This is a genomic window from Nonomuraea sp. bgisy101 (assembly GCF_057708945.1).
In genome coordinates, this window is the sequence record NZ_JBYITD010000005.1 from 214,871 (window position 1) to 237,865 (window position 22,995).

Consider the following 22,995-nt stretch of genomic DNA (forward strand, 5'->3'; position numbering starts at 1 on the left):
GCGGCGGTGGAGGACGTCGACGAAGCCTGCGTCGGGCGGCCGTGGTGGGCGGGTGGCTCCCGTCCACGCGCGCCAGTGCGCGGCAGGTCAGGGGCGGGAGAACGACGGGGGCCACGAGGACGCGAGGCGCCCCGCTTCAGGTGGCCGGCCCGCGCATTTCTGTGCGGTCAATGGGCATTTGTGGCACATGCGATCCGATCGGTCGCGGCCGACGGTGGTAACAAGAACATCTATAAGTCCTAATGTCACGACAAACTGTTGACGCAGGGGGTAATGCGGCGGTTACATCGACAACGAGCCGATGGTCATGGAGGTGTCGCATGAACCGAACTCCGATCGTGCTGGCCCTGCTGGGGGCGTTGACCCTCACAGGATGCTCGGCAGGCGGCGGCCAGGAGGCCGCGGCCACCGCACCCGCACCGGCGAGCGCCGCGCCGCCCAGCGCGCCCGCACCCACAGGCGGAGGGAACTTCGCCGTCATCACTCACGCCGCACCCGGTGACGCGTTCTGGGACGTGGTCAAGAACGGCGCGGAGGCCGCGGGCAAGCAGTACGGCGCCACCGTCACCTATCAGGGCGACGGCGACGCGGGCAAGCAGTCGCAGCTCATCGACCAGGCGGTCTCGCAGAAGGTCGACGGGATCGTGGTCTCCATGGCCAACCCCGACGCGCTGAAGGAGTCGATCGGCAAGGCCGTCGCCGCCAAGATCCCGGTGATCACCATCAACTCGGGGCTCGACCGCTCCAAGGAGTTCGGCGCGCTCACCCACGTCGGCCAGTCGGAGGACGTCGCGGGACGCGGCGCAGGCGAGCAGTTGAAGGCGGCGGGCGTCACCAAGCTGCTGTGCGTGATCCACGAGGCCGGTAACGTCGGCCTCGACCAGCGGTGCAAGGGCGCCGAGGCGACGCTCGGCGGGTCGGTGGAGCGGCTGCAGGTCGACGGCAGCAACCAGGCCGACGTCAGCTCCAAGGTCACCGCGCGCGTCCAGGCCGACCAGTCGATCAACGGCGTGCTCGCCCTGAACCCCGGCGTGGCCGTCGCGGCGCGCGACGCGCTGAAGGACGCGGGCTCGCAGGCCAAGCTGGCCACCTTCGACCTGTCAGGCGACGTGGTGACGGCCATCAAGGACGGCGAGATCCTGTTCGCCGTCGACCAGCAGCAGTACCTGCAGGGCTACCTGCCGATCACGTTCCTGTACCTGTACAAGACCAACCTCAACACCGTCGGCGGCGGGCTGCCCGTCAACACCGGACCGGGGTTCGTCACCAAGGACAACGCCGAGCAGGTCGCCAAGCTGGCCGAGAGCGGCACCAGATGAGTTCACTCGCCGCCGACGAGCGACTGGGCGATGTCGGCCGGATGCGCCGCCTGCTCGTCAGGCCGGAGCTCGGCGCGGTGGTCGGCGCGATCGCGGTCTTCGTCTTCTTCGCGAGCCAGTCGGCGGTGTTCCGCTCGGTCAGCGGCATCGCCAACTGGCTCGACCCCGCCGCCACGCTCGGCATCATGGCGGTGGCGATCGCGCTGCTCATGATCGGCGGCGAGTTCGACCTGTCGGCGGGCGTGCTGACCGGCACCACGGGGCTGGTGCTGGTCACGCTGTCCACCCGCTTCGGGCTCAACGTGTGGTCGGCGATGCTGGTGGGCCTGGTGGTCGCGCTGGCCGTCGGCTTCGCCAACGGGCTCATCGTGACCAGGACCAGGTTGCCCAGCTTCATCGTCACGCTCGGCACGTTCCTGATGCTGCAGGGCATCAACCTCGGCGTCACCAAGATGATCACCGGCACCGTGCAGGTGTCGGGGCTGCGCAAGGCTCCCGGCTTCGAGTCGGCGCGGGTGGTGTTCGGCGGCACGATCGGCGACAGCGGGTTCAGAGTGGCGATCATCTGGTGGATCCTGGTCACGGCTGTGGCCACCTGGGTGCTGATGCGCTCGCGCGCGGGCAACTGGATCTTCGCGGTGGGCGGCAACGAGCAGGCCGCCCGCGCGGTCGGCGTCCCCGCCGCCCGCACCAAGATCGCACTGTTCATGACGACCGCGTTCGCGGCGTGGCTGGTCGGCTCGATCATGGCGCTGCGCTTCACCTCGGTGCAGGCCAACGCGGGCATCGGCCAGGAGTTCATCTACATCATCGCCGCCGTCATCGGCGGCTGCCTGCTCACCGGCGGGTACGGCTCGGCGATCGGCGCCTCCATCGGCGCGGTCATCTTCGGCATGGCCGACAAGGGCATCGTCTTCCTCGGCTGGGACGCCGACTGGTTCATGTTCTTCCTCGGGGCGATGCTGCTGCTGGCCACCCTCGCCAACCGCATGGTCCGCCGCTACGCCGAAGAGGTGAAACATTGATCCTTCAGACCCAGGGCATCGGCAAGTCCTTCGGCAGCGTGCTGGCGCTGCGAGAGGTGTCGATGAGCGTGACGGCGGGGCAGGTCACGTGCGTGCTCGGCGACAACGGCGCGGGCAAGTCCACGCTCATCAAGATCCTTTCGGGCGTCCACCAGCACGACTCGGGGTCGCTCCTCGTCGACGGCCAGGAGACGCGGCTCACCAGCCCGCGCGACGCCCTCGACAGGGGTATCGCCACCGTCTACCAGGACCTGGCGATGATCCCGCTGATGTCGGTGTGGCGGAACTTCTTCCTCGGCTCCGAACCGGTCAAGTCGCTGGGCAGGTTCGACGTGGCCACGGCCAGGCGCGTCGCCAGGGACGAACTGCGCGCGATGGGCATCGACATCCGCGATGTCGACCAGCCGGTCGGCACCCTGTCGGGCGGCGAGCGCCAGTCGGTGGCCATCGCCAGGGCCGTCCACTTCGGCGCCAGGGTGCTCATCCTCGACGAGCCCACCTCCGCCCTCGGCGTCAAGCAGGCGGGGGTGGTGCTGCGCTACATCGCCAGGGCCCGTGACCGGGGTCTCGGCGTGGTGTTCATCACCCACAACCCCCATCACGCCTACCCGGTCGGCGACCGGTTCCTGCTGCTCAACAGGGGCACCAGCCTCGGCGAGTACGGCAAGGCCGACATCTCCCGGCAGGAGCTCACCGCGCTCATGGCGGGAGGGGCGGAGCTGGAGCAGTTGGAGCACGAGCTCACCCGGGAGTGACAGACCTAATGCCTCAATAGAGATCATTAACCCCCTTTATGTGCGAGAGGATGGATAAGCCGGAAAAGGACGTGGGGGCAAGGGGGAGCGATGGTGGGCTGGCGTGCGCTGGGTCCGGGCATGGCCACGGCGATGGTGGCCACGGCGATGGCGGTCACGGTGATGGTGGCGGGTCCGGGCGCGGTACCGTCCGCGCACGCCGAACCGAAGGCCGCGGGGCCGGAGCCGAAGGTGGTCTACCTCACCTTCGACGACGGGCCGTCGGAGTACACCGGCCAGGTGCTGGACATCCTGCGCGCGCACGGCGTGCACGCCACGTTCTTCCAGCTCGGCGCCAACATCAGGCAGCACAGGGCGCTGACCAGGAGGGTGTTCGAGCAGGGCCACAGCGTCCAGAACCACTCCTGGTCGCACCCCGACATGCGCGGGCTGTCGTGGCCCGCCTTCAAGCGGCAGGTGCTCAACACCGACGCCGAGATCAGGAAGCAGACCGGCTACGCGCCGCAGTGCCTGCGCCCGCCGTACGGGGCGGTGGACAAGAGCGTCCGCAAGCGGGCGGCGGCGCTGGGCAAGAGGGTGCGGCTGTGGACGGTGGACCCGCGCGACTGGGCGAGGCCGGGCGCGAAGGCGATCGCCAAGCGAACGCTGAAGCAGGTCGAGCCGGGCGGCATCGTGCTGCTGCACGACGGAGGCGGAGACAGGAGGCAGACCGTGGCCGCCCTCCCGAAGATCATCAAGACGCTGAAGGAGCGTGGCTACGTCTTCCACCGCCTCTGGTGCGGCTGATCCCTGCCGACCGGGGTCACGTAGGTGATCACCCCGTGTCATGTGCGCCACGTCACACCCTCCTGATGTCACAGGGGCCGGCCGTTGTCCCGTCCCTGTTGCGAGAATCGGGAGAGAGGACAGGCGCGCGTGCGTACCCAACCCCTTGTCAAGGCCGCCGTCGTACTGGCGGCGCTACCCATGCTGGCCGCGGGCGGATGGGCCAGGCTCGACCCGGCGAGCTTCGCCCGCTTCACCAACTGGCCCAACCACGAGCACTTCCTGCACGACGCGGGCGTGTTCCAGCTCGGCATCGGCGTGATGATGCTCTGCGCGCTGTGGTGGCGTGACGTCGTCGCGCTGGTGCTGGCCGGGTTCGTGTTCACCAACACCTTCCACGCCGTCAACCACGCCCTCGACCTGGCCATGGGCGGCAACGCGTCCGACCCGTGGACGCTGCTGGCCATCTCGGTGGTGGCGGCCGCGGGTCTGTGGCTGCGGCTGCGCCGCACCGGCGGGACGAGGGCGGAGGAGGCTGCGTGAGGGTGCTGCTGGCCGGCGCCACCGGCACGGTCGGGAGCGCGCTGGTGCCGCTCCTTCGACAGGCGGGCCACGAGGTGCTCGGGCTGACCAGGTCGGAGCGCGGCGCCGCGCGGCTGAGCGCGGAGGGCGCCGAGCCGGTGAGGGCCGACATGATGGACGCCGGCGGGCTGCTGGCCGCGCTCGAAGGGCACACGGCCGACGCGGTGATCCACCAGGCGACCGCGATCACCGGCCCGCCGCTGTTCCACCGCGACCTGTACGCGACCGACGCGCTGCGCGAGCGTGGCACGGCCAACCTGCTGCGCGCCGCCGCCCTCCTGGGCGCCCGCCGCTTCGTCACCCAGTCGTTCTTCCTCGGGTACGGCTACCGCGACCACGGAAGCCTGCCGCTGACCGAGGACCGGCCGTTCGCCTGCCCGACCGGGCACCGGGCGTTCGACCGGCACATGCGCTCGATGCGCGCCAACGAGGAGCAGGCGTTCGGCACTCCCGGCATCGAGGGCGTCGCGCTGCGCTACGGCATGTTCTACGGACCCGAGCCGTCGACGCTGAAGCTGGCGGCCCTCACCCGGCGGCGAGCCCTGCCGGTGCCGCGTCCGTCCGGCACCGTCGCGCTCGTCCACATCCACGACGCCGCCGCGGCGGCCGTCGCCGCGCTCGACAGGGGGCGGCCCGGCCAGGCGTACAACATCGTCGACGACCAGCCGGTGACCTTCGCCGACTACGTCGGGGCCGTCGCGGCGGCGGTGGGCGCGCCCTCGCCGCTCACGGTGCCCGCCCGCCTGCTGGCCGCCCTGCCCTACCTGTACGCGCTCATGGTGTCGACGCGCATCAGGCTGTCCAACGACAAGGCCAAGAGGGAGCTCGGCTGGCATCCCGCCTTCCCCTCCCATCACGAGGGGCTGAAGGGCCTGCGCGAAGCGCTCACCTGAACAGCGGCGTGCCCGCCCGCTCGACCGTGCGGACGATCGGGGCGGTGCCCGTCATGGCCCCGGTCATCAGGCCCGCGCGGTCGGCGGTACCGACAGAGCGTTCTAAAGTGACTGGGTCGACCGAACATTGAGCACGAATGAGAGGGCAACGATGACACGCCAGGCAGTGTGGGCGGTTGTGACCGGCATGTACGACGCCTACGCCAGAGGCGACAGGGCGGGCATCGACCGCCTGCTGCACCCCGAGGCCACGATCTTCGACTCCGCGGCGCCCGACCTGATCACCAGCAGGGCCCAGCTGGACAAGGTGCGCGACGCCAGGCCGACCGACGGCCCGCAGGAGACGGGCGTGACGGCCTACGACGAGGTCGTGGACGTATGGGGCGACGCCGCGCTGGCCCGCTACCTTCTGCGCGTCGACTACGTCACGGGCGAGCCCGAGATCGTGCGGACCACGACCGTGCTGCGGCGCTTCGACGGTGAATGGCTCATCGTGCACGTCCATGAGAACGGCCTCTGACCTGGGCGTATCCTGAAATATCAGGGCAAGGTGCACAGGCGGTCCCGCCCCACATGGGCGTCGTGCACACGAGGTGAGAGAGGGGGCGGTCCTAGGGTGCGCCATATCCCAGCAGCGCCCCCCTCCTCCGAGGAGTACCCATGACCGCCACCGACTCCAGAACCCTGCCCATCGGGGCGGCGTTCGACCGCATGCCGTTCACCCGCCGGCACGTGCTCATCGCCCTGGCCCTGTTCATCGCCTTCGTGATCGAGTCGTGGGAGCAGCTGTCGCTCATCTACGTCTCCGGCGACCTGGGTGAGGACCTCGGCATCGGCCAGGCGGGCGTCGGCGTGGTCCTCTCGGCGGTGGCCTTCGGCATGATCCCCGGCGCGCTCGTCTGGGGGCCCGTCGCCGACCGCATCGGCCGCAAACCCGCCTGCTTCTGGTCGCTGCTGGCCTACGGAGTGATCGCCCTCGGCTCGGCCTTCGCACCGGACATGGCCACGCTCGTCACCCTCCGCGTCGCCTCGGGGCTGGCCCTGGCGGGCGTCTACACCATCACCTTCCCCTACTTCCTCGAGCTGCTGCCCACCAGGAGCCGAGGCAGGGCGGCGGTCTACCTGTCGATCGGGTGGCCCATCGGCATGCTCGCCGCCATCGGCGCCTCCGTGGCGTTCGGCGACCTCGGCTGGCACGTCGTCGTCATCGCCAGCGCGGCGGCGGGGCTGTGGGCGTTCGCCATCAGGGCGTGGGTGCCGGAGTCGCCGTACTGGCTGGCCGCCCGCGGCCGCCAGGACGAGGCCCGCCAGGTGCTGCGCACGCTGGGCAGCCCCGACGCCGACGCCACCTTCACCGTCGCGACCCGGCGCGTGGGCAACCCGCTCGACCTGCTGCGCGGCAGGCTGACGAAGATCACCGTGGTGATGCTCCTGCTGAACTTCGCCTTCAACTGGGGCTACTGGGGCCTGCAGACCTGGCTGCCGTCGCTGCTGCAGGAGAAGGGCCTCACGCTCGACGCCTCCCTCGGGTTCGCCGCGCTGAGCGCGCTGATGATGATCCCGGGCTACGTCAGCGCGTCGCTGCTGACCGGCCGGTTCGGGCGCAAGAAGGTCTTCCTCGTGTACGTCGTGGCGGCGGCGCTCGGCGGCCTGTGGTTCGCGCTCGCCGACTCCACCTTCGAGCTGTACGCGGGCAACTTCGTCCTGTCGTTCTTCAGCCTGGGCGCGTGGGGCGTCTGGAACACCTGGAACGGCGAGTTCTACCCGACCGCGCTGCGCGGCACCGGCTACTCGTGGGCGACGGCCTCGCAGCTGGTGGCCACGACGCTGGCGCCCTCGGCCGTGGGCGCGCTGCTGGCCAACGCGACGGGGTTCACCGCGACGATGCTGGTGATCAACGCGTTCATGGTGGTCACGGCCCTGCTCGCGGTGCCGCTTCCGGAGACCGAGGGGCGCGAGCTGGAATGATCCTCGGCGTCGCTCCCGGACGGCTCGCGACCACCGTCGTGGCCGTCCGCGACGGCGTCCCGACGTCCTCGTGGTCCGTGCCCGCCGTGCCTGCCATGCCCTCACTTCCCGCCGTGCCCGCCGTGCCCCCCGCGCCCGCACTTCCCGCCATGCCCGCCGCGGCGGGCACGGCGCTTCCCTGGGCCCAGGACACGCTCGAGTGCGCCCTGCCGGACGGCCTCGGGCCCGGCGCGGCCGGAGGGCCAGGGGAGATCCGCGCGGCCTGCGTGGCGATGGACCTGGACTCCCTGCCGACCGCGCCGGTGGCCGCGATCAGGGTGGGAGCGCCGTGCCCGCCCGTGCTCGCCCCCCACGTCGCCCATCCCCGGGGAGCGGCCGTGATCGTGCGCGGCGGGCACAGCCTCACCGGCCGCCCCCTGGCCGCTCTCGACGCCGACGCCGTCCGGACCTTCGCCGCCGCCTGCGGCCTGGTGGACTTCGCGGTGACCGCGACCGGCTCGCCCGTGCTGGCCGACCACGAGCTGGCGGTCGCCGACCTCGTGGCCGCCGAGGTGCCAGGAGCGCGCATCACCCTGTCCTACGAGTTCGGCAGGCCGGGACTGCGCGAGCGGGAGGGCGAGGCGATACTCAACGCGTCGCTGCGGCCCGAGGCGGAGCGGGTGGCCGACGCCCTGGCCGCGTGGCTTCCCTGCATCCCCGTGTACTTCGCGCGGACCGGCGAGGGACTCGTGTCGGCTCACTACTTCCGCCGGTACCCGCTGGTGTGCGCAGCCGGCGCCACCGCCGCCGCCGTCCGAGGCGGGGCCGGCCCCGGGACCCCGCACCAGGACGCGGATCGCCTCCGCGCCGCGGTGGCCTTCGGCGCGACGCTGGCGGACCCGATGGCCGGGGTCGAACGCATCGTGCAGGCGAGAGGCAGGGCCGAGCTGGACAGGGAACTGGGCGACGCGCGCGACGAGGCGCTGACGCGGGTGGTGAGCGCGGGGGCCGTCCCGGGCTCGGCCCGCGTCGGGGAGATGACGGTCAACCCCCTGTCCTACCTGCCCGACGGCCTGTACCGGGTACGCGTCACCGCCACGGGAACCACCCCATGACCACCCCGCCCGGAGTCCGCGTCCCGGTGGCGCCGCCCCGCCGCCTTCCGGCAGGCCTCGCCCCACGCGGCCCGGCGGCAGATCTCCCGCTGCGGAGGCGGGCGTGATCGGGGGGAGGGCATGATCGGGCGCGTGATCGGGCGGGACGAACTGCCGGCGCTCGCCGCAGGATCGAGGCTGTTCGCCACCGGGGCGGCCGAGTCCTCCTTCCACCTGGCGGCCGACTGGGCCGAGGCCGTCCTCGACACACCGGTGCTGCTCCCGGCGGCCACCGATCTCCCGCCGGACAGTCTGTGCGTCGCGGTCACCCTGGTCGGCTCCACGACGGCCCTAGGCGAGCAGCTTCCGGGCGGCGGCGAGCCCGCCAGAGCCGTCCAGGCGCTGGAACGCAGGCTCGGCACGCGCGCGGGCGCGATCGTCGCGCTGAACCTGGCCGCCGAGAACGCGCTCCTCTCGCTGATCACCGCGGCCACGCTCGGCCTGCCGCTGGTCGACGGCGACGGGACGGGCAGGGTGTTCCCGCTCGTGGAGCAGACCACCTACACCCTCGGCGGCATCAGCTCCACCCCGCTGGCGCTGGCGGGGCCAGGGGGAGAACTGGTGCTGATCGAGACGGCGCCCGACAGGGTGGAGGAGACCCTGCGGCCCGTGGCGCTGTCGTTCGGCGGGTGGGGCCTGGCCGCCTGCTACCCGATGCGGGCCGCCGACCTCGCGCGGGTCCTGGTGCCGGGCACCGTGTCGATGCTGATGGCGGCGGGACGGCCGGGCGCGCCGCGGTCGGCCGCCGCGCCGTACGGCGTGCGGCGGTTGTGCGAGGGGCGGATCGTCGCCGTCGAGAGCAGCAGCGGGCACGGCGCCGACCTGGCGATGCCGTCGGTGCCGTCGAGCATCGTGGTGGAGGAGAGCGGGGGGCTCGGCAGGCGGGTACGGCTGGAGGCGCACAACGAGATCGTGCTCGCGCTGGCCGACGGGGCCGCGGTCGCCATGGCGCCCGACCAGATCTGCATGATCTCTTCCGACGACGGGGTGGTGGTCGACGTGGACAAGGCACGGCCGGGGATGAGGGTCGAGGTGCTGGTGCTGCCCGCCGCCCCTGCCTGGCACACCGACGAGGGCCGCGCGCTGGGCGGCCTGCACGCGTTCGGGGTCCCGCTGTGACCCGGGGGAGCGGCGCACCAGGAGGCGGCGCCCAGGGGAGCGGCACACCGGGGGGCGGCGCACGCGGGAGCGGGGCCCAGACGAGCGGCGCACGGGGGAGCGGGGCGCAGGGCTGGGAGGCGCCGGTGACGGTGGCCGAACTGGTCAACGGGGGGCCGCTGGCCGGCGCGCGGATGTACGGCACCGGCGAGCTCCCCGTCCACCACGTGCGCATCGTCGACGACCTGTCGGTGTTCTCCGCGGTGGCCCCGCACACGGCCGTGGTGCTGATCGGCCAGGCCGCCGGTGGCGGCTGGGCGGTGGAGATGGCGATGCGGCGGGCGTGGGAGCAGGCGGCGGCGTGCGTGATCGCGCCCGCGGCGGGGGCGGGCACGGGGGGCGGCATGGGCTCAAGCGCGGTGCTGGCCGAGCGCCTGGGCGTCACCTTGATCTTCGTGGACGCCGATCCGCTGGTGACGGCCGTGGAGGTGGCGTCGGCCGCGGCCCGTCCCTCGGCCGCGCGCACCCAGCTCGTCGCGCGCTGCGCGAGCAGGCTCGTCGAGGCCGGGGCCTCGGCGCGGCGGGTGCTGGGAGTGCTCAACGCCGAGCTGCCAGGCACGTCGGCGGCCTTCGTCGACCAGTACGGCGTGCGGCTGGCAGGGCGGGCGGCCGCACTGTCGCCCGGCGCTTCGCCGCCGTGGCCCGTCGAAGTGGAGGTTCCTGGACCTGACGGGATGGCGCTGGGCAGGCTGGTGGCGAGCGGCCCAGCGAGGTCGGCCGGATGGCCCGCGGTGGTGCGGACGGTGCTCGGCCTGGCCGTCGCCCCGCTGGTGGCGTGGGCGGCGGCCGAACGGCTCGCGGCGTCCTGCGACTTCGCCCTCCAGTCCGCCCTGGCCGACCGCCTGCTCGCCGAGGCCGCGACCGAGGCCGAGGGACAGAGCCTGGGCGCAGAGCTGGACTTGGGAGCAGAGCGGGGCCTGGGCGAGGGGCAGGACCTGGGCGAGGGCCGTCCCCCCACGGCGCCCGCCACGCTGGGCCGAGCCGTCACGGCCAGTGGCCGCGAGGCCGGAGGAGAGGGGGAGGGGCCGTCCGGCGGTGCGGCCCGTGTCGGCGCGCCGGCCGTTCGGGCGGGCGCGGAAGAGGACATGGGCACGGAGGGACGCCGCCCCGCTTCTGAGGGACCCGCCTCACAGGGACGCCTCGCCTCGGAGGGACGCCTCACTTCCGAGGGGCGCCCCGCTTCCGAAGGGCGCCCTGCTTCCGAAGGGCGTCCCGCCTCTGCGGGACGGCTCGGCTCCGAGAGCGGATCCGTGGACGCGGGCGGCGCCTCACAGGAGGGAGCGCGGGCGCGGGCGGCGGCGCTGGGCTGGGCGGTGCGCGGGCCTGTGTCGGCGTTCATGGTCAGGCCCCAGGGACGGACACCGGATCCGGGCGACGCGGAACGGGTACGGGCGGTGATCGTCGCGACCCTCGGACAGGTACCGGTCATGAGGAGGGCGGAAGGCTGGGCGGGCTGGTCGCCGCTGCCACCCGACCGGCTGGCCGAACGGCTCCACGCCACCGTACGGGCGCTGCCGTGGCCGTGCGCGGCGGGCGTCGGCGCGCCCGTCGCCCACCTGCGGGCGATGGGGGACTCGTCGCTCGGCGCCGAGGCGGCGGCCTTCCTCGCGGCGCCGGGAGACGTCGCGCGCTCCGACCGGATGGGCCCGGCCGAACTGCTGGCCGCCATCCCCGCAACCGCGCTCAGGGCTCCCGCCGGCGTGGTGCTCCGGCCGCTGCTGGCCGTCGACAGGGACGGGACGCTGCTGGAGACGCTCGGCGCGGTCCTCGGCGAGGGCGGCGCGGTCAAGGCGGCCGAACGACTGGGCGTGCACCGCAACACCGTGACCGCGCGTCTCGACCGGATCAGGGAGGCGGGCTACGACCTGGACGACCGGGCCACCCGGTTGGCGCTGCAGCTGGCCTGCCACGTGATCAAGGAAGGCTAGACCTCTTCGGCGAGGGCAAACGCCTCGTCGAGCGGCAGCGCCTCCACCCGCCTCTCGCCCAGCGCCTGCCGTATCCGGGACCCGATCCTGTCGACGTCGCCGCGCTCGGCGGCGGGCAGCGGCGCGCCGACGGCCTGGCGGGTGGCGGCGGCGGAGGCGAGCAGGCGCGCGGCCAGCTCGTGCCGCCCGGCCAGCGAGTGCGCGCCCGCCAGGCCTTCGAGGGCGAGCGCGACGGCGCGCGGGTCACCGCTGGCGCGGGCCGCGGCGAGCCCCTGCAGGTGAAGGTCGAGGGCGGCGGCGGCCTCCCCGCGCTGCTCGGCGACGAATCCGAGCTCGGCCATGACGAGGGCGGTGCCGGGCCTGGCGTCGAGCAGGCGCATCCAGTCGAGCCAGGTGCGCAGGTGGGCCTCGGCCTCGTCGAGGTGCCCCTGGCGGCGGGCGGTGAGCGCGAGGCCGGTCTGGGCGAACTCCTCGGCGGGCCTGTTGGCCTGCTCGGCGGCCAGCCGCTTGGCGCGGGTGTGGAGGGCGCGGGAGCGTTCGTGGTCGCCGGTCAGCAGGGCGAGCCGGCCCAGCCCCGACAGGCGCCAGGACATCTCGCTGGTGAGGCCGAGCTCCTCGACCAGCCGCAGGCCCTCGGTGCGCAGCGCGGTCGCGCGGGCGTAGTCGCCGGTGATCTCGGCATGGGTGGCCAGATGGTCGGCCGCACGGGTCCTGCCCCAGCGGTCGCCGAGCGTACGGAAGGTGTCGAGACTGGTCAGGGCGTCGTCATGGAGGCTGGTGAGGTCTCCGGCCAGCAGCGCCTTCGCGGCACGGGTGCTGAGCGCGGCCGCGGCGCCCCACCGGTCGCCGAGCTCGCGGAAGGTCGCGAGCGCGGTGTCGGTGAGATGGGTGGTGTCGCCGATCCCGCGCTGGGCGAAGGCGAGGAACCACTGGGCGCGGGCCAGACCGGCGGGGTCGTCGTGGAAGAGGGCGAGCACGGCGCCGGGGTCGGCGGGTTCCCCTGACAGCAGGGTGAAGGCGGCCTGCCACGCGGCGGCGCGCGCCCCCTGGCCCTGACCGAGGACGTGGGAGAGGTGGCGGCGGGCCTCGGTGAGGCGGCCGCGCAGGAACCAGTACCAGGCGAGCGCGTCGACGAGCCGGTGGGCGAGGGCGGCGGGCGCGTGCTCGAGCGCGGCGCGCAGGTTGGCCGCCTCGGCGTCGAGGGTGGCCAGCCACGCTCGCTGGTCGGGGCCGCGCAGGTGAGGGTCGGCCGTTTCGGCGAGCGCGGTGTAGTAGGCCGCGTGACGCCCCCTGGTGGCGGCGAGCTCGCCCGCCTCGTCCAGGCGTTCGAGACAGTAGGTCTTGACCGTCCCCAGGAGCCGGTGGCGCGGGCCCGGCGTCAGCAGCGAGCGGTCCACGAGCCGGGCCAGCGTGTCGGCCAGGTCGATGTCCGGCGCCGCGCAGGTGTGCGCGGCCGCGTCGAACGTGCACCCGTCGGCGTGTACGGCGATGCGGCGCAGCACGGTGCGTTCCGGCCCGGTGAGCAGGTCCCAGCTCCAGTCGATGACGGCACGGAGGGTGCGCTGCCGCGAGGGGGTGCCGCGCTGCTCGGCCGAGAGCAGGTGCTGGTCGAGGCGTTCGGCCAGAGCGTGGATCCCGAGGGTCCGCGCCCGGGTGGCCGCCAGCTCGATGGCCAGCGGGATGCCGTCGAGCCTGGGGACGAGGGCGGCGGCCTCATCCGCCGCCAGGCCGGGGGCGAGCGTGGTCAGGAGCAGGGTGGCCGCCCCGTCGTCGAGCGGCGGGACGGCGTAGGCGTGCTCGCCGGGGATGGCTAGCGGCTCCCTGCTGGTGGCCAGGACGCGCAGGCCCGGCACGCCGCGCAGCAACGCGGCCGTGAGGGCGGCGGTCGGCTCGATGAGGTGCTCGCAGTTGTCCAGGACGAGCAGCGAGGTTCGCCGGGCGCGGAGCGCGGCGGCCAGATCGCTCTCGTCGCGCAGGCCGAGCGCCTCGATGACGGCTTGGGCGGGGTCGTCGCTGTCGGCGAGCTCGACCAGGTGGGCGCCAGGGTGGCCGCGTGCCGCCTCGACGGCCAGACGGGTCTTGCCGACGCCGCCGGGCCCCGTGAGCGTGACGAGCCTGACCTTCTCCAGGCTCGCGCGGACATGACGGAGGGCCGCCTCCCGGCCGACCAGCCCGGTCAGCGCCTCGGGCAGATGCGGGCGCGGCGGGTCGAGCGAGGGATCCTGGCGCAGGATGGCCTCGTGGAGCGCAGTCAGCTCCCGGCCTGGATCGAGGCCGAGCTCGTCTGCCAGCAGGGCGCGGCCATGGGCGTAGACGTCCAAGGCCTCGCTCTGACGGCCCGCGCCGTACAGGGCCCGCATGTGGAGGGCGCGCAGCCGCTCGCGCAGCGGATGGCCGGCGACGAGGGCGGCCAGGTCCACGTGCCCGCCGAGGGCGAGGCGCTGCTCGGCCTGGTCCTCGATCGCGGTGAGGCGCAGCTCCTCCAGGTGGGCGACGGCGGCCGCGGCGAAGGGCGCGTCGGCGAAGTCGGCGAGCGCAGGCCCCCGCCACAGGGCGAGGGCCTCGTCGAGACGGCCTTCGGCGACCAGCGCGCGGAACCTGGAGGCGTCGAGGCCGGCGGCGTGCAGCACGTAGCCGGGTGCCTGGGAGACGACGAGGTCGCGGGCGCCTGGCTCGGCGCCGTCGAGGGCTCGGCGCAGGTGCCACACCTTGGTCTGCAGCGCGGCGTGGGCGTCGGCGGGCGGCCCTTCGCCCCACAGGTCGTCGATGAGGCGGTCGGCGGGCACGACCCTGCCCTCGTGGACCAGCAGGACGGCCAGAAGGGTGCGGACCTTGCGCTCGCGGACACGGACGGGCGTGCCGTCGTCGGTGTGGACCTCCACGGGGCCGAGGATCGCGAAGCGCATGGTCGACACCGTATCGAGAGCGGATCGAGAGGGCGTCGCCGCAGGGTGGTGGCATGACTTCAGTGACGGTGATCGGGCTCGGCCTGATGGGGAAGGCGCTCGCGGGCGCCTTCGTGCGCGCGGGACACCTGACGACGGTGTGGAACCGTACGGCGGGCAAGAAGGTGGAGGGCGCGCGGCACGCGGCGGACGTCGCGGCGGCGGTCGCGGCCTCCCCCCTCGTGGTGGTGTGCGTGGTGAACAACGACGCGGTACGCCAGGTGGTGGAGCAGGCGGGCTCCCTGGAGGGGAAGGTGCTGGTGAACCTGACCAACGGCACGCCCTCCCAGGCGCGCGAGGTGGCGGCCCTGGTGGCCGAGCTGGGCGGCGGGTACGTCGACGGCGGGATCATGGCGGTGCCGCAGATGATCGCGGGCCCCGGCGCGCTGGTGCTCTACAGCGGCTCGGAGAAGGCGTTCACCGAGCACAGGGCGACGCTTGAGGTGCTGGCCGAGGCGCGGTTCATGGGCGAGGACGCGGGCGCCGCCGCGCTGTACGACCTGGCGCTGCTCAGCGGCATGTACGGCATGTACGGCGGCATATACCACGCGTTCGCGATGGTGCGCGCGGCGGGAGGTGACGTGCGGGAGTTCGCGCCGATGCTGACGGCGTGGCTGTCGGCCATGATGGCGGGCGCACCGGAGGCGGCCGGTGAGGTCGTGTCAGGCGACTACGCGACCGAGGTGTCCTCGCTGGCGATGAACCAGGTCGCCTTCCCCAACTTCGTCGAGGCCAGTGAGGAGCTGGGACTGCGGCCCGACGTGCTGCTGCCGATCCAGCGGCTGATCGACAGGGCGGTGGCGGCGGGGCACGGCGGCGACAGCCTCACCAGGCTGGTAGAGATGATCAAGGAGTAGGGGGTGACCCCCGCCGCGCCGGTATCCGCGCGGCGGGGTGCCTCGCGCTACCGGGTGACCATGCCCTGCGCGAGATCGTCGGCGACGGCCTCGGGGGTGCGCAGATCGGCCGGGCCGTACCCGCCGCCGCCGCCCGACTCGCAGCGCAGGACGTCTCCCGCCTTGACCGGCAGGGCGTTGACCTTGAGCATCTCCCGCCGCTCCGGAGTGCCGGGATTGAGCGTGACGCGGGGCGGCGCGCCCGCCGCGCCGCCCGCCAGACCCCACGCGGGGGTGACGGAGCGCTCGAACCACAGCGACAGCGAGGTGTCGCCGATGAACTCGTACTCGCGGACGACACCGTTGCCGCCACGCCACTGCCCCTGGCCGCCGGTGTCGGGGCGGACCTCGTAACGGGTGACGCGGACGGGGAAGAGCGTTTCCAGCACCTCGATCGGCATGTCGCGCAGCGACCCGTTCACGTTGTTGATCAGGCAGGTCTCGCCGTCGCCGCCCTCCCACGCGCCCCAGCCGCCGACGGTCGCCTCCTGCGAGACGTACAGCTTGCCGGTGCGCGGGTCGGTGCCGGTGAATTGGACGATCAGGGAGTCGCCGTAGGAGGCGGCCGCGGCCCTGCCGGGCACGGCCGGGGCCAGCGCCTTGACGACGAGGTCGATGAGCAGGCCGAGGTGGGAGTAGTAGTACTGGCAGGCGGCCGGTGACTGGGCGGCGAGCATGGAGCCGGGCCTGGTGGCCACGTCGAGCGGGCGGAACGAGCCGCCGTTGAGCGGCACGTCGGCGCTGACGAGCAGCTTGTAGGCCACGCGGACCGCGGCGACCGCCTGGGCGGCCCCGCAGTTGACCGGCCCCGTCGCCTGGTCGGCGCAGTCGGTGAGGTCGACGTGGACGTGCTCGCCCGCGACTGTCACGGTGACGTTGACCGGCAGGGGGGTGTTCAGGTCGATGCCGTCGTTGTCGAGGAAGCCGCCCGCGGTGTAGGTGCCGTCGGGGATGGCGGCGATGGCCTGGCGCTCGAGGCGCTCGGTCTGCGCGAAGATCTCGTCTCGGGCCGCCATGACGGTCTCGACGCCCCACCGCCCGACGATCTCGGCCAGGCGGCGCTGTCCTGTCATCGCGCAGGCGACCTGGGCGCGCATGTCGCCGAGCGTGGCGTGGGGGAAGCGCACGTTGCGGGCGATGACCTCGTGCAGGTCACGGCAGGGCGCGCCGTTCTCGTAGATCTTCATCGGACCCATCCGCAGGCCCTCCTGGAAGATCGAGGTGGAGTCCATGGAGCCGCCCGGATCCTTGGAGCCCATGTCCAGCCAGTGGGCGCGCGACGCGGCGAAGCCCACGAGCTCGCCGTCGACGAAGATCGGGCCGTAGACCGTGACGTCGTTGAGGTGGGTGCCGCCGATGTAGGAGTCGTTGAGCACCCAGACGTCGCCCTCCCGCCAGACCTCGCGGCCGAACATCCGCTCGGTCTCGCGGGTGCACACCTCCAGGTTGCCGAGGAAGATCGGCAGACCGCTCGACTGGCCGAGGACGTTGTGGTCGCGGTCCATGAGCGCGACGGCGCAGTCCTTGGCCTCGTAGATGACCGGCGTGTAGGAGGAGCGGATGAGCGTGGTGTTCATGTCCTCCGCCGCCTGAAGGAGCGCGCAGCGGATGATCTCTGTGGTCACGGGGTCGATCATGATGTCACCTTGATGATCAGGAATCCGTTGGCGTCGAGGGTCGCCAGGCAGCCGGGCGGGATGACCGTGGTGGCCGTCTCCTCCACCACGATGGCGGGGCCCTCGAACTCGCTGTCCAGGGCGTTTCTGCGCAGCACGGGCGTGCGGTGCGTCCGGCCGTCGAAGATCACGTCGCGCACGGCGGGCGGGTGCGTCTCGCTGGTCGGCGCCGCGGTGGCGGCCTTGGGGAAGGCGCCGAAGCCGGTGCTGCGCAGCATGACGAACTCGACCGGCGCCTCGGGGGTGGCGTGGCCGTACCGGCTGGTGTGGGCCTCGGCGTAGCGCTCGGCGATCGTCTGGAGGAAGCCGGGACCCGCGGGCTCGCGGGCGTCCGCGAGCGGGATCGTGAGCGTGTAGTCCTGGCCCTCGTAGCGCATGTCCACCGCGTGCTCGACCCGCCTCCTGCCGGCCGGCACCCCCTGGCCGTCGAGCGCGGCCAGGGCGTCGCGTTCGAGCTCGGCCAGCCGCGCGGCCAGGTCCTCGCCGTCCAGGTCGTCCTGCGGTCGGAAGTACGGGTGGGTGAGGTCGCGCCGCACGTCGGCCTCCAGCATTCCCCACGCGGAGAAGGCGCCGGGGAAGCGCGGCACGACCACCTCGCCGATGCCGAGCTCGCGGGCGATGAAGACGGCGTGCATGGCGCCCGCGCCGCCGAAGGCCACCAGGGCGAACTCGCGCGGCTCCACGCCGTGCTCGACCGTGAGCGTGCGGATGGCCTGAGCCATCTTGGCGTTGGCGACGTCGCAGATGCCCTCGGCGAGTTGGAGCGGGTCCATGTCGAGCGTCTCGGCGAGCGTGGCGACGGCCGTCCCCGCCGCCTCGACGTCCAGCTCCATCAGGCCGCCGGCGAACCAGGCGGGATCGACGCGGCCCAGCACGACGTTGGCGTCGGTCACGGTCGGCTGCTCGCCGCCCCTGCCGTAGCAGGCGGGCCCCGGTACGGCTCCCGCCGACTCCGGGCCGACGCGCAGCGCCCCCGCCTCGGCGTAGGCGATGGAGCCGCCGCCCGCCCCGATGGTGTGCAGGTTCACGATCGGCATCAGCACGGGAAAGCCCTCGATGTGCGCCTCGGCGCTGACGTCAGGACGGCCGTTGACGACGAGGGAGACGTCGAAGGAGGTGCCGCCCATGTCGACGCAGATGGCGTTCCCGCGGCCGAGGAGGCGGGCCGCGGCCACCCCGCCCATCGTGCCGCCGACGGGGCCCGACAGCAGGGTCTGCAGGGGGCGGCGCATCGCGTAGCCGGCGTTGACCAGTCCGCCGGACGACTGCATCACGTGCACGGGCACGGCCAGGCCGCGCTCGGCGAAGCGCTGCTCGATCCGCGACAGATAGCCGCGCACGACCGGTCCCGTGTAGGCCTCGAGAACGGCCGAGGAGGTCCGCTCGTACTCGCGCCACTCCCTGGCCACCTCGTGGCTGAGCACGACCAGGACGTCGTCGCCGAGCTCCTGCCTGAGGATCTCGCCGGCGCGGATCTCGTGGGCCGGATCGGCGTAGGAGAACAGCAGCGTGACCGCGATGGCGTCGAAGCCCTCGGCCTTCGCGCGGTGGGCGGCCCGCCGTACGGCCTGCTCGTCGAGCGGCTGGAGCTCCTCGCCGCGCCAGTCGAGCCTGCCGGCCGCCTCCATGACGTCGTGGCGGGGCACCAGCGGGGTCGGTTTGCGATAGCGCAGGTCGAACATCCGGTCGCGGTTGCCGCGGGCGATCTGGTAGATGTCACGCGCGCCGCCGCTGGTCAGCAGCAGCACCTTGGCGCCCTTGCGTTCGAGGAGGGCGTTGAGGCCCTGGGTGGTGCCGTGCACGAAGAAGGAGATCAGGGACGGGTCGTCGACCACGCGGCCGAGAGCGGCGAAGACGCCTTCGGCGAGGTCTCCAGGGGTGGTCGGCGCCTTCGAGGCCAGCACGGCACCGGTCTGTTCGTCGTAGCAGACCACGTCGGTGAAGGTGCCGCCGATGTCCATGGCGACGCGAAAAGTCATGGTGGCACCGTATGCGGTCCGGGCCTCCTGCGGGTGTGCGGGGTGCACGGCCGTCCCGCCGTTTCCGTGCGTTCCGCACCCCCCGCCGGTTAAATGAGTGGCGGCCAGGAAATGTCCCGCCTAATCTCAGTCCTAGTAAGAAGCCGGATGTTTCAGGAAAGGACGAGCCGTGATTCACGCCAAGCTGATCGCAGGCGGCCTCGCCCACCTGTTCTGGCGGCATATCGGGTGACCCGCGAGGGTTGAGCGAACCCGACGGCCGCCAGGGAAGAACCCCGGCGGCTTTTCTTTTGCGTCGACGAGAACTTCATAGAGGCTTTCGGCGAACCCCCGTGCCCGGTGAGTGGGCGCGCGGGGTTTCGGGGCCGGGCGGTGGCGGCATCTGCCGTTTCCTGAGCCGTCCGATGGCTGCCAGCGCTCGCCGGCCACGCGGCGGCATCGGCAGAGCCCGTGGGCCGCCCCGCTGTCGAGCGGGCGCCGCGACGGGCATTTCACGGGCTGATGGTGAAAAGGCATCACACCTGCCTTGCAAGCAGGAATTCGGGTTTCGAGATCCCGTCGGTCCACGACGAACCGAGTAAGGGGCGACCCGCTCGGGAGCCGCTCTAGCCCAACGGTAGGAGGCACCGCGTTCAGGGCGCGGACAGTCAGGGTTCGAATCCCTGGGGCGGTACGGTGATCGTGGTGTAGCGGCAGCACTCCAGACTGTGACTCTGGGCGGGGCCGGTTCGAATCCGGCCGATCACCCTTTCCCCGTACGGCGGGCGGCGGCGCCGCCCCCGGTCGGGTCGACGGGCACGATGACCGGCGCGTCCCTGTGGCCGTGTGCGGAGGATGTCGCGACGTGCCGGGCCGTCAGGCGGTCGTCAGGAGCTTGACGAGGATGTCGACGTACTGCTGCGACTCCCCCCGATGACGCCGAGAGGTGGCGATGCCGATGAAGCGGGACGGGCTGGGAGCCTCCAGGGGGATGGCGACCAGGTCGGGCGAGCGCAGCAGCGCGATCTGGGGGATCAGGGCGACGCCGACCCCCGCCGTGACCAGCGACTGGGCGAAGAAGTAGTCGGTGGCGCTGCAGGAGACCCGCAGCTCGAAGCCGGCCAGCTCCGTGTAGTGCCGGAGCAGGTCCACGGTCTTCAGGCAGCCGAGCACCCAGCGCTCGCCCGCCAGCTCGGCCAGGTGCACGGCGGCACGGTCCGCCAGCCGGTGGGCGCGCGGGACGACGACGCGGAACGGATCGTCCCTGAGCGGCCTCCAGTCCATGCCCGAACGGTCGCCGGGCCTGGCGGGGGCAGGCCCGTCGAAGTGGTAGGCGAGGGCCAGGTCGGCGCGGCCCTGCCGGAGCAGGGGCAGGCTGTCCTCCGGTTCCCGCTCGAGGATGGTCAGCTCGACGGAGGGGTGGTCGGCGACGAAGCGCTCCAGCGCGGGCGGCAGCAACGGGCGTCCGCCGCTGGCGAAGGAGGCGATCGTCAGCTGGGCGCGGCCCGCGGCCAGCCGGTCGATGCGCTCCTGGGCGTCGCTCAGCTCGGCGGCGATCGCCTCCGCCGCCTCCACCAGCAGGCGGCCCGGCTCGGTGAGGGTGACGCCGCGGGTGCTCCGCTCGACCACCGGGGTGCCGAGGGTGCGTTCGAGCGCGGCGATCTGCTGGGAGACGGCCGAGGGCGTCAGACGCAGGGCGGTCGCGGCACGGTTGAAACTGCCATGGCCCGCCACCTCGCGCAGGATGCCGAGCCGATGCACGTCGATCAACAGCCCTCCTTATGACTGGTTAAGTAGGTCACTACTACCGCTGATGACTATAGGGCGGCACGCTGGCCTGCATGAGCGAGTTGTGCGTCATCGGCGGCAGCAGGTACTTCGGCAGACGGATGGTCGAGAACCTCAGGGACCAGGGGACGGCCGTCACAGTGATCAACAGAGGGTCGGCGCCCGCGCCCGAGGGTGTGACCCACCTGGTGGCCGACAGGGACGACGAGGAGGCGCTGCGCCGCGCGGTGGCGGGCAGGAGCTTCGACGCGGTCGTCGACCAGATCTGCTACACGCCGCGGCAGGCGGCGATCGCCGCGCGGGTCTTCGAGGGAAGGACGGCGCGGTACGTGATGACCTCCACGATCGAGGTCTACGCGGGTCTCGACGGCGCGCCGTTCACCGAGGGCGTGGTCGACCTCACCCCGCAGGGGTCGCCGGACGAGAGCTACGGCGGTGCCAAGCGCCAGGCCGAGGCGGTGCTGGCGGCCCAGCGGGACTTCGGCTTCGCCAGCGTGCGCAGCGGTCATGTGCTCGGCGGCGCCGACTTCACCGGCCGGCTGGAGCACTACGTCAGGCGGATCGCCGAGGGCCTGCCGGTGATCGTGCACGAGAATCCAGGGCCCTCGTCGTTCATCCACGAGCCGGAGATCGCCCGCTTCCTCGCCTGGGCCGCGCTGGCCGACTTCACCGGCCCCGTCAACGCCGCCTCGCACGGCGAGCTGGACGTGCGGAGCCTGTGCGCCGCCATCGGCGAGGCGCGCTACGCCACGGGCGAGGAGGTCTCGCCGTACTCCTTCGAATGGGCCTTCACCATGGACACCAGCCGCGCGACCAGCCTGGGCTTCGCCTTCTCCCAGGTCGGCGACTGGCTGCCTGGCGTCGTCGAGGAGGTGAGGGCATGCGCCGCCGCCTGATCGGCACCGTGGAGGTCGGGGCCGTCGGCATGGGCGCGATGCCGCTGTCCATCGAGGGGCGACCCGACGAGGCCCGCGCGATCGCCACCGTCCACGCCGCCATCGACGCGGGGGTCACGCTCATCGACACCGCCGACTCCTACCACTGGCACGCCGACGAGGTCGGCCACAACGAGCGCCTGCTGACCCGTGCCACCCGCGGGCGCGACGTGCTGATCGCCACCAAGGGCGGACGCGGCCGGCCCGGCGACGGCTCGTGGACCGTCGACGGCGATCCCCGCCACCTCAGGCGGGCGTGCGAGGCGTCGCTGGAGCGGCTCGGCGTGGAGGCCATCGGCCTCTACCAGCTGCACAAGCCCGATCCCCGGGTGCCCTTCGCCGATTCCGTGGGCGCGCTGCGCGATCTGCTGGACGAGGGCAAGATCCGGATGGCCGGGATCTCCAACGTCGACGCGGACCAGATCCTGCTGGCGCGCCGCGAGCTCGGAGCGGGCCTGGTCTCCGTCCAGAACCGGTTCTCGCCCGCCGTACGGCAGAGCGCGCGCGAGCTGCGCCTGTGCGCCGAGCTCGGCATCGCCTTCCTGCCGTGGAGCCCGCTGGGCGGCATCTCGCGCAGCGCGCTGGACGAGGAGGGGCCCGCGGGCGAGACGCCCTTCCACACCATCGCGAAGGAGCGCGGGGTCAGCCCCCAGCAGGTGTGCCTGGCCTGGCACCTTTCCCTGTCGCCGCTGGTCGTCCCGATTCCCGGGGCCAGCCGTCCCGGCTCCATCCGCGACTCGGCGGCGGCCGCCGGTCTGGAGCTCGAAGCCGACGAGCTCGCCATGCTGCCGGGGCTCAGCTGACGTACTGCTCGACGTACTCGCCCACGGGCGGGATGTTGGTGATCACGTCGATGAGCACGCCGTTGGGGTCGGCGACGATGAAGTGGCGCTGGCCGAAGTCCTCGGTGCGCAGCTCCAGCTCGGCGCGCAGCCCGCCCCGCACCACGAGGCGCTCCCACTCGGCGTCGACGTCGTCGACCTCGATGTTGAGCAGCAGGCCCTGCGCGACCCTGTCGCGGAAGCCGGCCGGGATGGTCGGGTGGGCCGGGTCGAGCAGGGCCAGCTCGTGCTCCTCGCGTCGCAGGCTGATGTACCAGTCGGCCTCGAAGGTGATCTCGAAGCCGAACCGGCCGGTGTAGAAGTCACGCGAGTCCTGCAGGCGGTCGGTGCAGATGACCGGGTAGAAGCTGCTGACCTTCACGGTGCCGTCCTTTCGCATACCGTTAGTATGTGAAGTACCCTAGTTCGCGTACCGGCGGTATGTCAAAG

The 22,995-nt window shown here is 72.7% G+C and carries 19 protein-coding genes and 3 tRNA genes; 17 read left to right on the plus strand and 5 right to left on the minus strand.

Annotated features, from left to right (window positions below):
* The first annotated feature begins 320 nt into the window (after positions 1-320).
* From AC3EO4_RS11665 to AC3EO4_RS11715, 11 genes are all read left to right on the plus strand, one after another.
* Positions 321-1,319, plus strand: a complete 999-nt coding sequence (locus AC3EO4_RS11665) for a sugar ABC transporter substrate-binding protein (protein WP_431895314.1) — start codon at positions 321-323, stop codon at positions 1,317-1,319.
* Positions 1,316-2,344 (plus strand): ABC transporter permease, encoded by a 1,029-nt coding sequence (locus AC3EO4_RS11670; RefSeq protein WP_379568373.1) that lies wholly within the window; start codon positions 1,316-1,318, stop codon positions 2,342-2,344. The genes AC3EO4_RS11665 and AC3EO4_RS11670 overlap by 4 nt, the downstream gene beginning before the upstream one ends.
* Complete coding sequence (locus tag AC3EO4_RS11675; protein ID WP_379568371.1) at positions 2,341-3,099, plus strand: ATP-binding cassette domain-containing protein; 759 nt, start codon at positions 2,341-2,343, stop codon at positions 3,097-3,099. The genes AC3EO4_RS11670 and AC3EO4_RS11675 overlap by 4 nt, the downstream gene beginning before the upstream one ends.
* Before the next feature lie 90 nt (positions 3,100-3,189).
* A complete protein-coding gene (locus AC3EO4_RS11680; RefSeq protein ID WP_379568369.1) occupies positions 3,190-3,885 on the plus strand; it encodes a polysaccharide deacetylase family protein in 696 nt (231 codons plus the stop codon).
* Positions 3,886-4,014: 129 nt separating this feature from the next.
* Positions 4,015-4,407, plus strand: coding sequence for a hypothetical protein (locus tag AC3EO4_RS11685; protein ID WP_379568367.1), 393 nt, complete (start codon positions 4,015-4,017; stop codon positions 4,405-4,407).
* Complete coding sequence (locus tag AC3EO4_RS11690; protein WP_431895317.1) at positions 4,404-5,339, plus strand: NAD-dependent epimerase/dehydratase family protein; 936 nt, start codon at positions 4,404-4,406, stop codon at positions 5,337-5,339. The genes AC3EO4_RS11685 and AC3EO4_RS11690 overlap by 4 nt, the downstream gene beginning before the upstream one ends.
* A gap of 151 nt (positions 5,340-5,490) precedes the next feature.
* Positions 5,491-5,859 carry a nuclear transport factor 2 family protein gene (locus AC3EO4_RS11695; protein WP_431895318.1) on the plus strand — a complete coding sequence of 123 codons (369 nt, stop codon included), beginning with the start codon at positions 5,491-5,493 and terminating at the stop codon, positions 5,857-5,859.
* A gap of 140 nt (positions 5,860-5,999) precedes the next feature.
* Entirely contained in the window at positions 6,000-7,307 is a 1,308-nt protein-coding gene (locus tag AC3EO4_RS11700; RefSeq protein ID WP_379568361.1) for an MFS transporter, read from the plus strand.
* Positions 7,304-8,401 carry a hypothetical protein gene (locus AC3EO4_RS11705; protein ID WP_431895320.1) on the plus strand — a complete coding sequence of 366 codons (1,098 nt, stop codon included), beginning with the start codon at positions 7,304-7,306 and terminating at the stop codon, positions 8,399-8,401. The genes AC3EO4_RS11700 and AC3EO4_RS11705 overlap by 4 nt, the downstream gene beginning before the upstream one ends.
* Before the next feature lie 132 nt (positions 8,402-8,533).
* The gene (locus AC3EO4_RS11710) at positions 8,534-9,559 is read left to right on the plus strand and encodes a DUF917 domain-containing protein (protein WP_431895321.1); all 1,026 of its coding nucleotides are present in this window, start codon (positions 8,534-8,536) and stop codon (positions 9,557-9,559) included.
* Positions 9,560-9,684: 125 nt separating this feature from the next.
* A complete protein-coding gene (locus tag AC3EO4_RS11715) occupies positions 9,685-11,526 on the plus strand; it encodes a PucR family transcriptional regulator (protein ID WP_431895323.1) in 1,842 nt (613 codons plus the stop codon).
* Here AC3EO4_RS11715 and AC3EO4_RS11720 read toward each other — a convergent pair.
* Entirely contained in the window at positions 11,523-14,432 is a 2,910-nt protein-coding gene (locus AC3EO4_RS11720) for an AfsR/SARP family transcriptional regulator (RefSeq protein WP_431895325.1), read from the minus strand. The two genes, AC3EO4_RS11715 and AC3EO4_RS11720, sit on opposite strands and share 4 nt — an antisense overlap.
* A gap of 53 nt (positions 14,433-14,485) precedes the next feature.
* On the opposite strand from AC3EO4_RS11720, the gene AC3EO4_RS11725 reads away from it, so the two are divergent.
* The gene (locus tag AC3EO4_RS11725; protein ID WP_431895327.1) at positions 14,486-15,328 is read left to right on the plus strand and encodes an NAD(P)-dependent oxidoreductase; all 843 of its coding nucleotides are present in this window, start codon (positions 14,486-14,488) and stop codon (positions 15,326-15,328) included.
* 47 nt (positions 15,329-15,375) lie between these two features.
* Here the strand turns inward: AC3EO4_RS11725 and AC3EO4_RS11730 are convergent, their stop codons facing one another.
* Together AC3EO4_RS11730 and AC3EO4_RS11735 are read right to left on the minus strand one after the other, a co-directional pair.
* Positions 15,376-17,004 carry a hydantoinase B/oxoprolinase family protein gene (locus AC3EO4_RS11730; protein ID WP_431895328.1) on the minus strand — a complete coding sequence of 543 codons (1,629 nt, stop codon included), beginning with the start codon at positions 17,002-17,004 and terminating at the stop codon, positions 15,376-15,378.
* Positions 17,001-19,022, minus strand: coding sequence for a hydantoinase/oxoprolinase family protein (locus AC3EO4_RS11735; RefSeq protein WP_379568347.1), 2,022 nt, complete (start codon positions 19,020-19,022; stop codon positions 17,001-17,003). Before AC3EO4_RS11735 ends, AC3EO4_RS11730 begins: the two co-directional genes overlap by 4 nt.
* A gap of 495 nt (positions 19,023-19,517) precedes the next feature.
* Between AC3EO4_RS11735 and AC3EO4_RS11740 the strand changes: the two genes are divergently transcribed.
* From AC3EO4_RS11740 to AC3EO4_RS11750, 3 genes are all read left to right on the plus strand, one after another.
* Positions 19,518-19,588: transfer RNA gene (locus tag AC3EO4_RS11740), tRNA-Ala, on the plus strand.
* Between the two features lie 33 nt (positions 19,589-19,621).
* Positions 19,622-19,695: transfer RNA gene (locus AC3EO4_RS11745), tRNA-Leu, on the plus strand.
* 2 nt (positions 19,696-19,697) lie between these two features.
* Positions 19,698-19,769 (plus strand) — tRNA-His (locus AC3EO4_RS11750).
* A gap of 108 nt (positions 19,770-19,877) precedes the next feature.
* On the opposite strand, the gene AC3EO4_RS11755 is transcribed toward AC3EO4_RS11750, so the two are convergent.
* Positions 19,878-20,762 (minus strand): LysR family transcriptional regulator, encoded by an 885-nt coding sequence (locus AC3EO4_RS11755; protein ID WP_379569172.1) that lies wholly within the window; start codon positions 20,760-20,762, stop codon positions 19,878-19,880.
* Between the two features lie 80 nt (positions 20,763-20,842).
* Between AC3EO4_RS11755 and AC3EO4_RS11760 the strand changes: the two genes are divergently transcribed.
* Together AC3EO4_RS11760 and AC3EO4_RS11765 are read left to right on the plus strand one after the other, a co-directional pair.
* Positions 20,843-21,685, plus strand: coding sequence for an NAD-dependent epimerase/dehydratase family protein (locus AC3EO4_RS11760; protein ID WP_431895331.1), 843 nt, complete (start codon positions 20,843-20,845; stop codon positions 21,683-21,685).
* On the plus strand, positions 21,670-22,527 hold the full coding sequence (locus AC3EO4_RS11765) for an aldo/keto reductase (RefSeq protein ID WP_431895333.1): 858 nt from the start codon (positions 21,670-21,672) through the stop codon (positions 22,525-22,527). The genes AC3EO4_RS11760 and AC3EO4_RS11765 overlap by 16 nt, the downstream gene beginning before the upstream one ends.
* Here AC3EO4_RS11765 and AC3EO4_RS11770 read toward each other — a convergent pair.
* Entirely contained in the window at positions 22,520-22,927 is a 408-nt protein-coding gene (locus tag AC3EO4_RS11770) for a VOC family protein (RefSeq protein ID WP_431895563.1), read from the minus strand. The genes AC3EO4_RS11765 and AC3EO4_RS11770 overlap by 8 nt on opposite strands.
* Positions 22,928-22,995: the final 68 nt, after the last annotated feature.

Excerpts from the sequence above, each read along its gene's own strand:
- AC3EO4_RS11665 (WP_431895314.1), top strand. The coding sequence starts at position 321 with ATGAACCGAACTCCGATCGTGCTGGCCCTGCTGGGGGCGTTGACCCTC.
- AC3EO4_RS11670 (WP_379568373.1), top strand. The coding sequence starts at position 1,316 with ATGAGTTCACTCGCCGCCGACGAGCGACTGGGCGATGTCGGCCGGATG.
- AC3EO4_RS11680 (WP_379568369.1), top strand. The coding sequence starts at position 3,190 with ATGGTGGGCTGGCGTGCGCTGGGTCCGGGCATGGCCACGGCGATGGTG.
- AC3EO4_RS11695 (WP_431895318.1), top strand. The coding sequence starts at position 5,491 with ATGACACGCCAGGCAGTGTGGGCGGTTGTGACCGGCATGTACGACGCC.
- AC3EO4_RS11700 (WP_379568361.1), top strand. The coding sequence starts at position 6,000 with ATGACCGCCACCGACTCCAGAACCCTGCCCATCGGGGCGGCGTTCGAC.
- AC3EO4_RS11705 (WP_431895320.1), top strand. The coding sequence starts at position 7,304 with ATGATCCTCGGCGTCGCTCCCGGACGGCTCGCGACCACCGTCGTGGCC.
- AC3EO4_RS11720 (WP_431895325.1), bottom strand. The coding sequence starts at position 14,432 with ATGCGCTTCGCGATCCTCGGCCCCGTGGAGGTCCACACCGACGACGGC.
- AC3EO4_RS11725 (WP_431895327.1), top strand. The coding sequence starts at position 14,486 with ATGACTTCAGTGACGGTGATCGGGCTCGGCCTGATGGGGAAGGCGCTC.
- AC3EO4_RS11730 (WP_431895328.1), bottom strand. The coding sequence starts at position 17,004 with ATGATCGACCCCGTGACCACAGAGATCATCCGCTGCGCGCTCCTTCAG.
- AC3EO4_RS11735 (WP_379568347.1), bottom strand. The coding sequence starts at position 19,022 with ATGACTTTTCGCGTCGCCATGGACATCGGCGGCACCTTCACCGACGTG.
- AC3EO4_RS11760 (WP_431895331.1), top strand. The coding sequence starts at position 20,843 with ATGAGCGAGTTGTGCGTCATCGGCGGCAGCAGGTACTTCGGCAGACGG.
- AC3EO4_RS11765 (WP_431895333.1), top strand. The coding sequence starts at position 21,670 with ATGCGCCGCCGCCTGATCGGCACCGTGGAGGTCGGGGCCGTCGGCATG.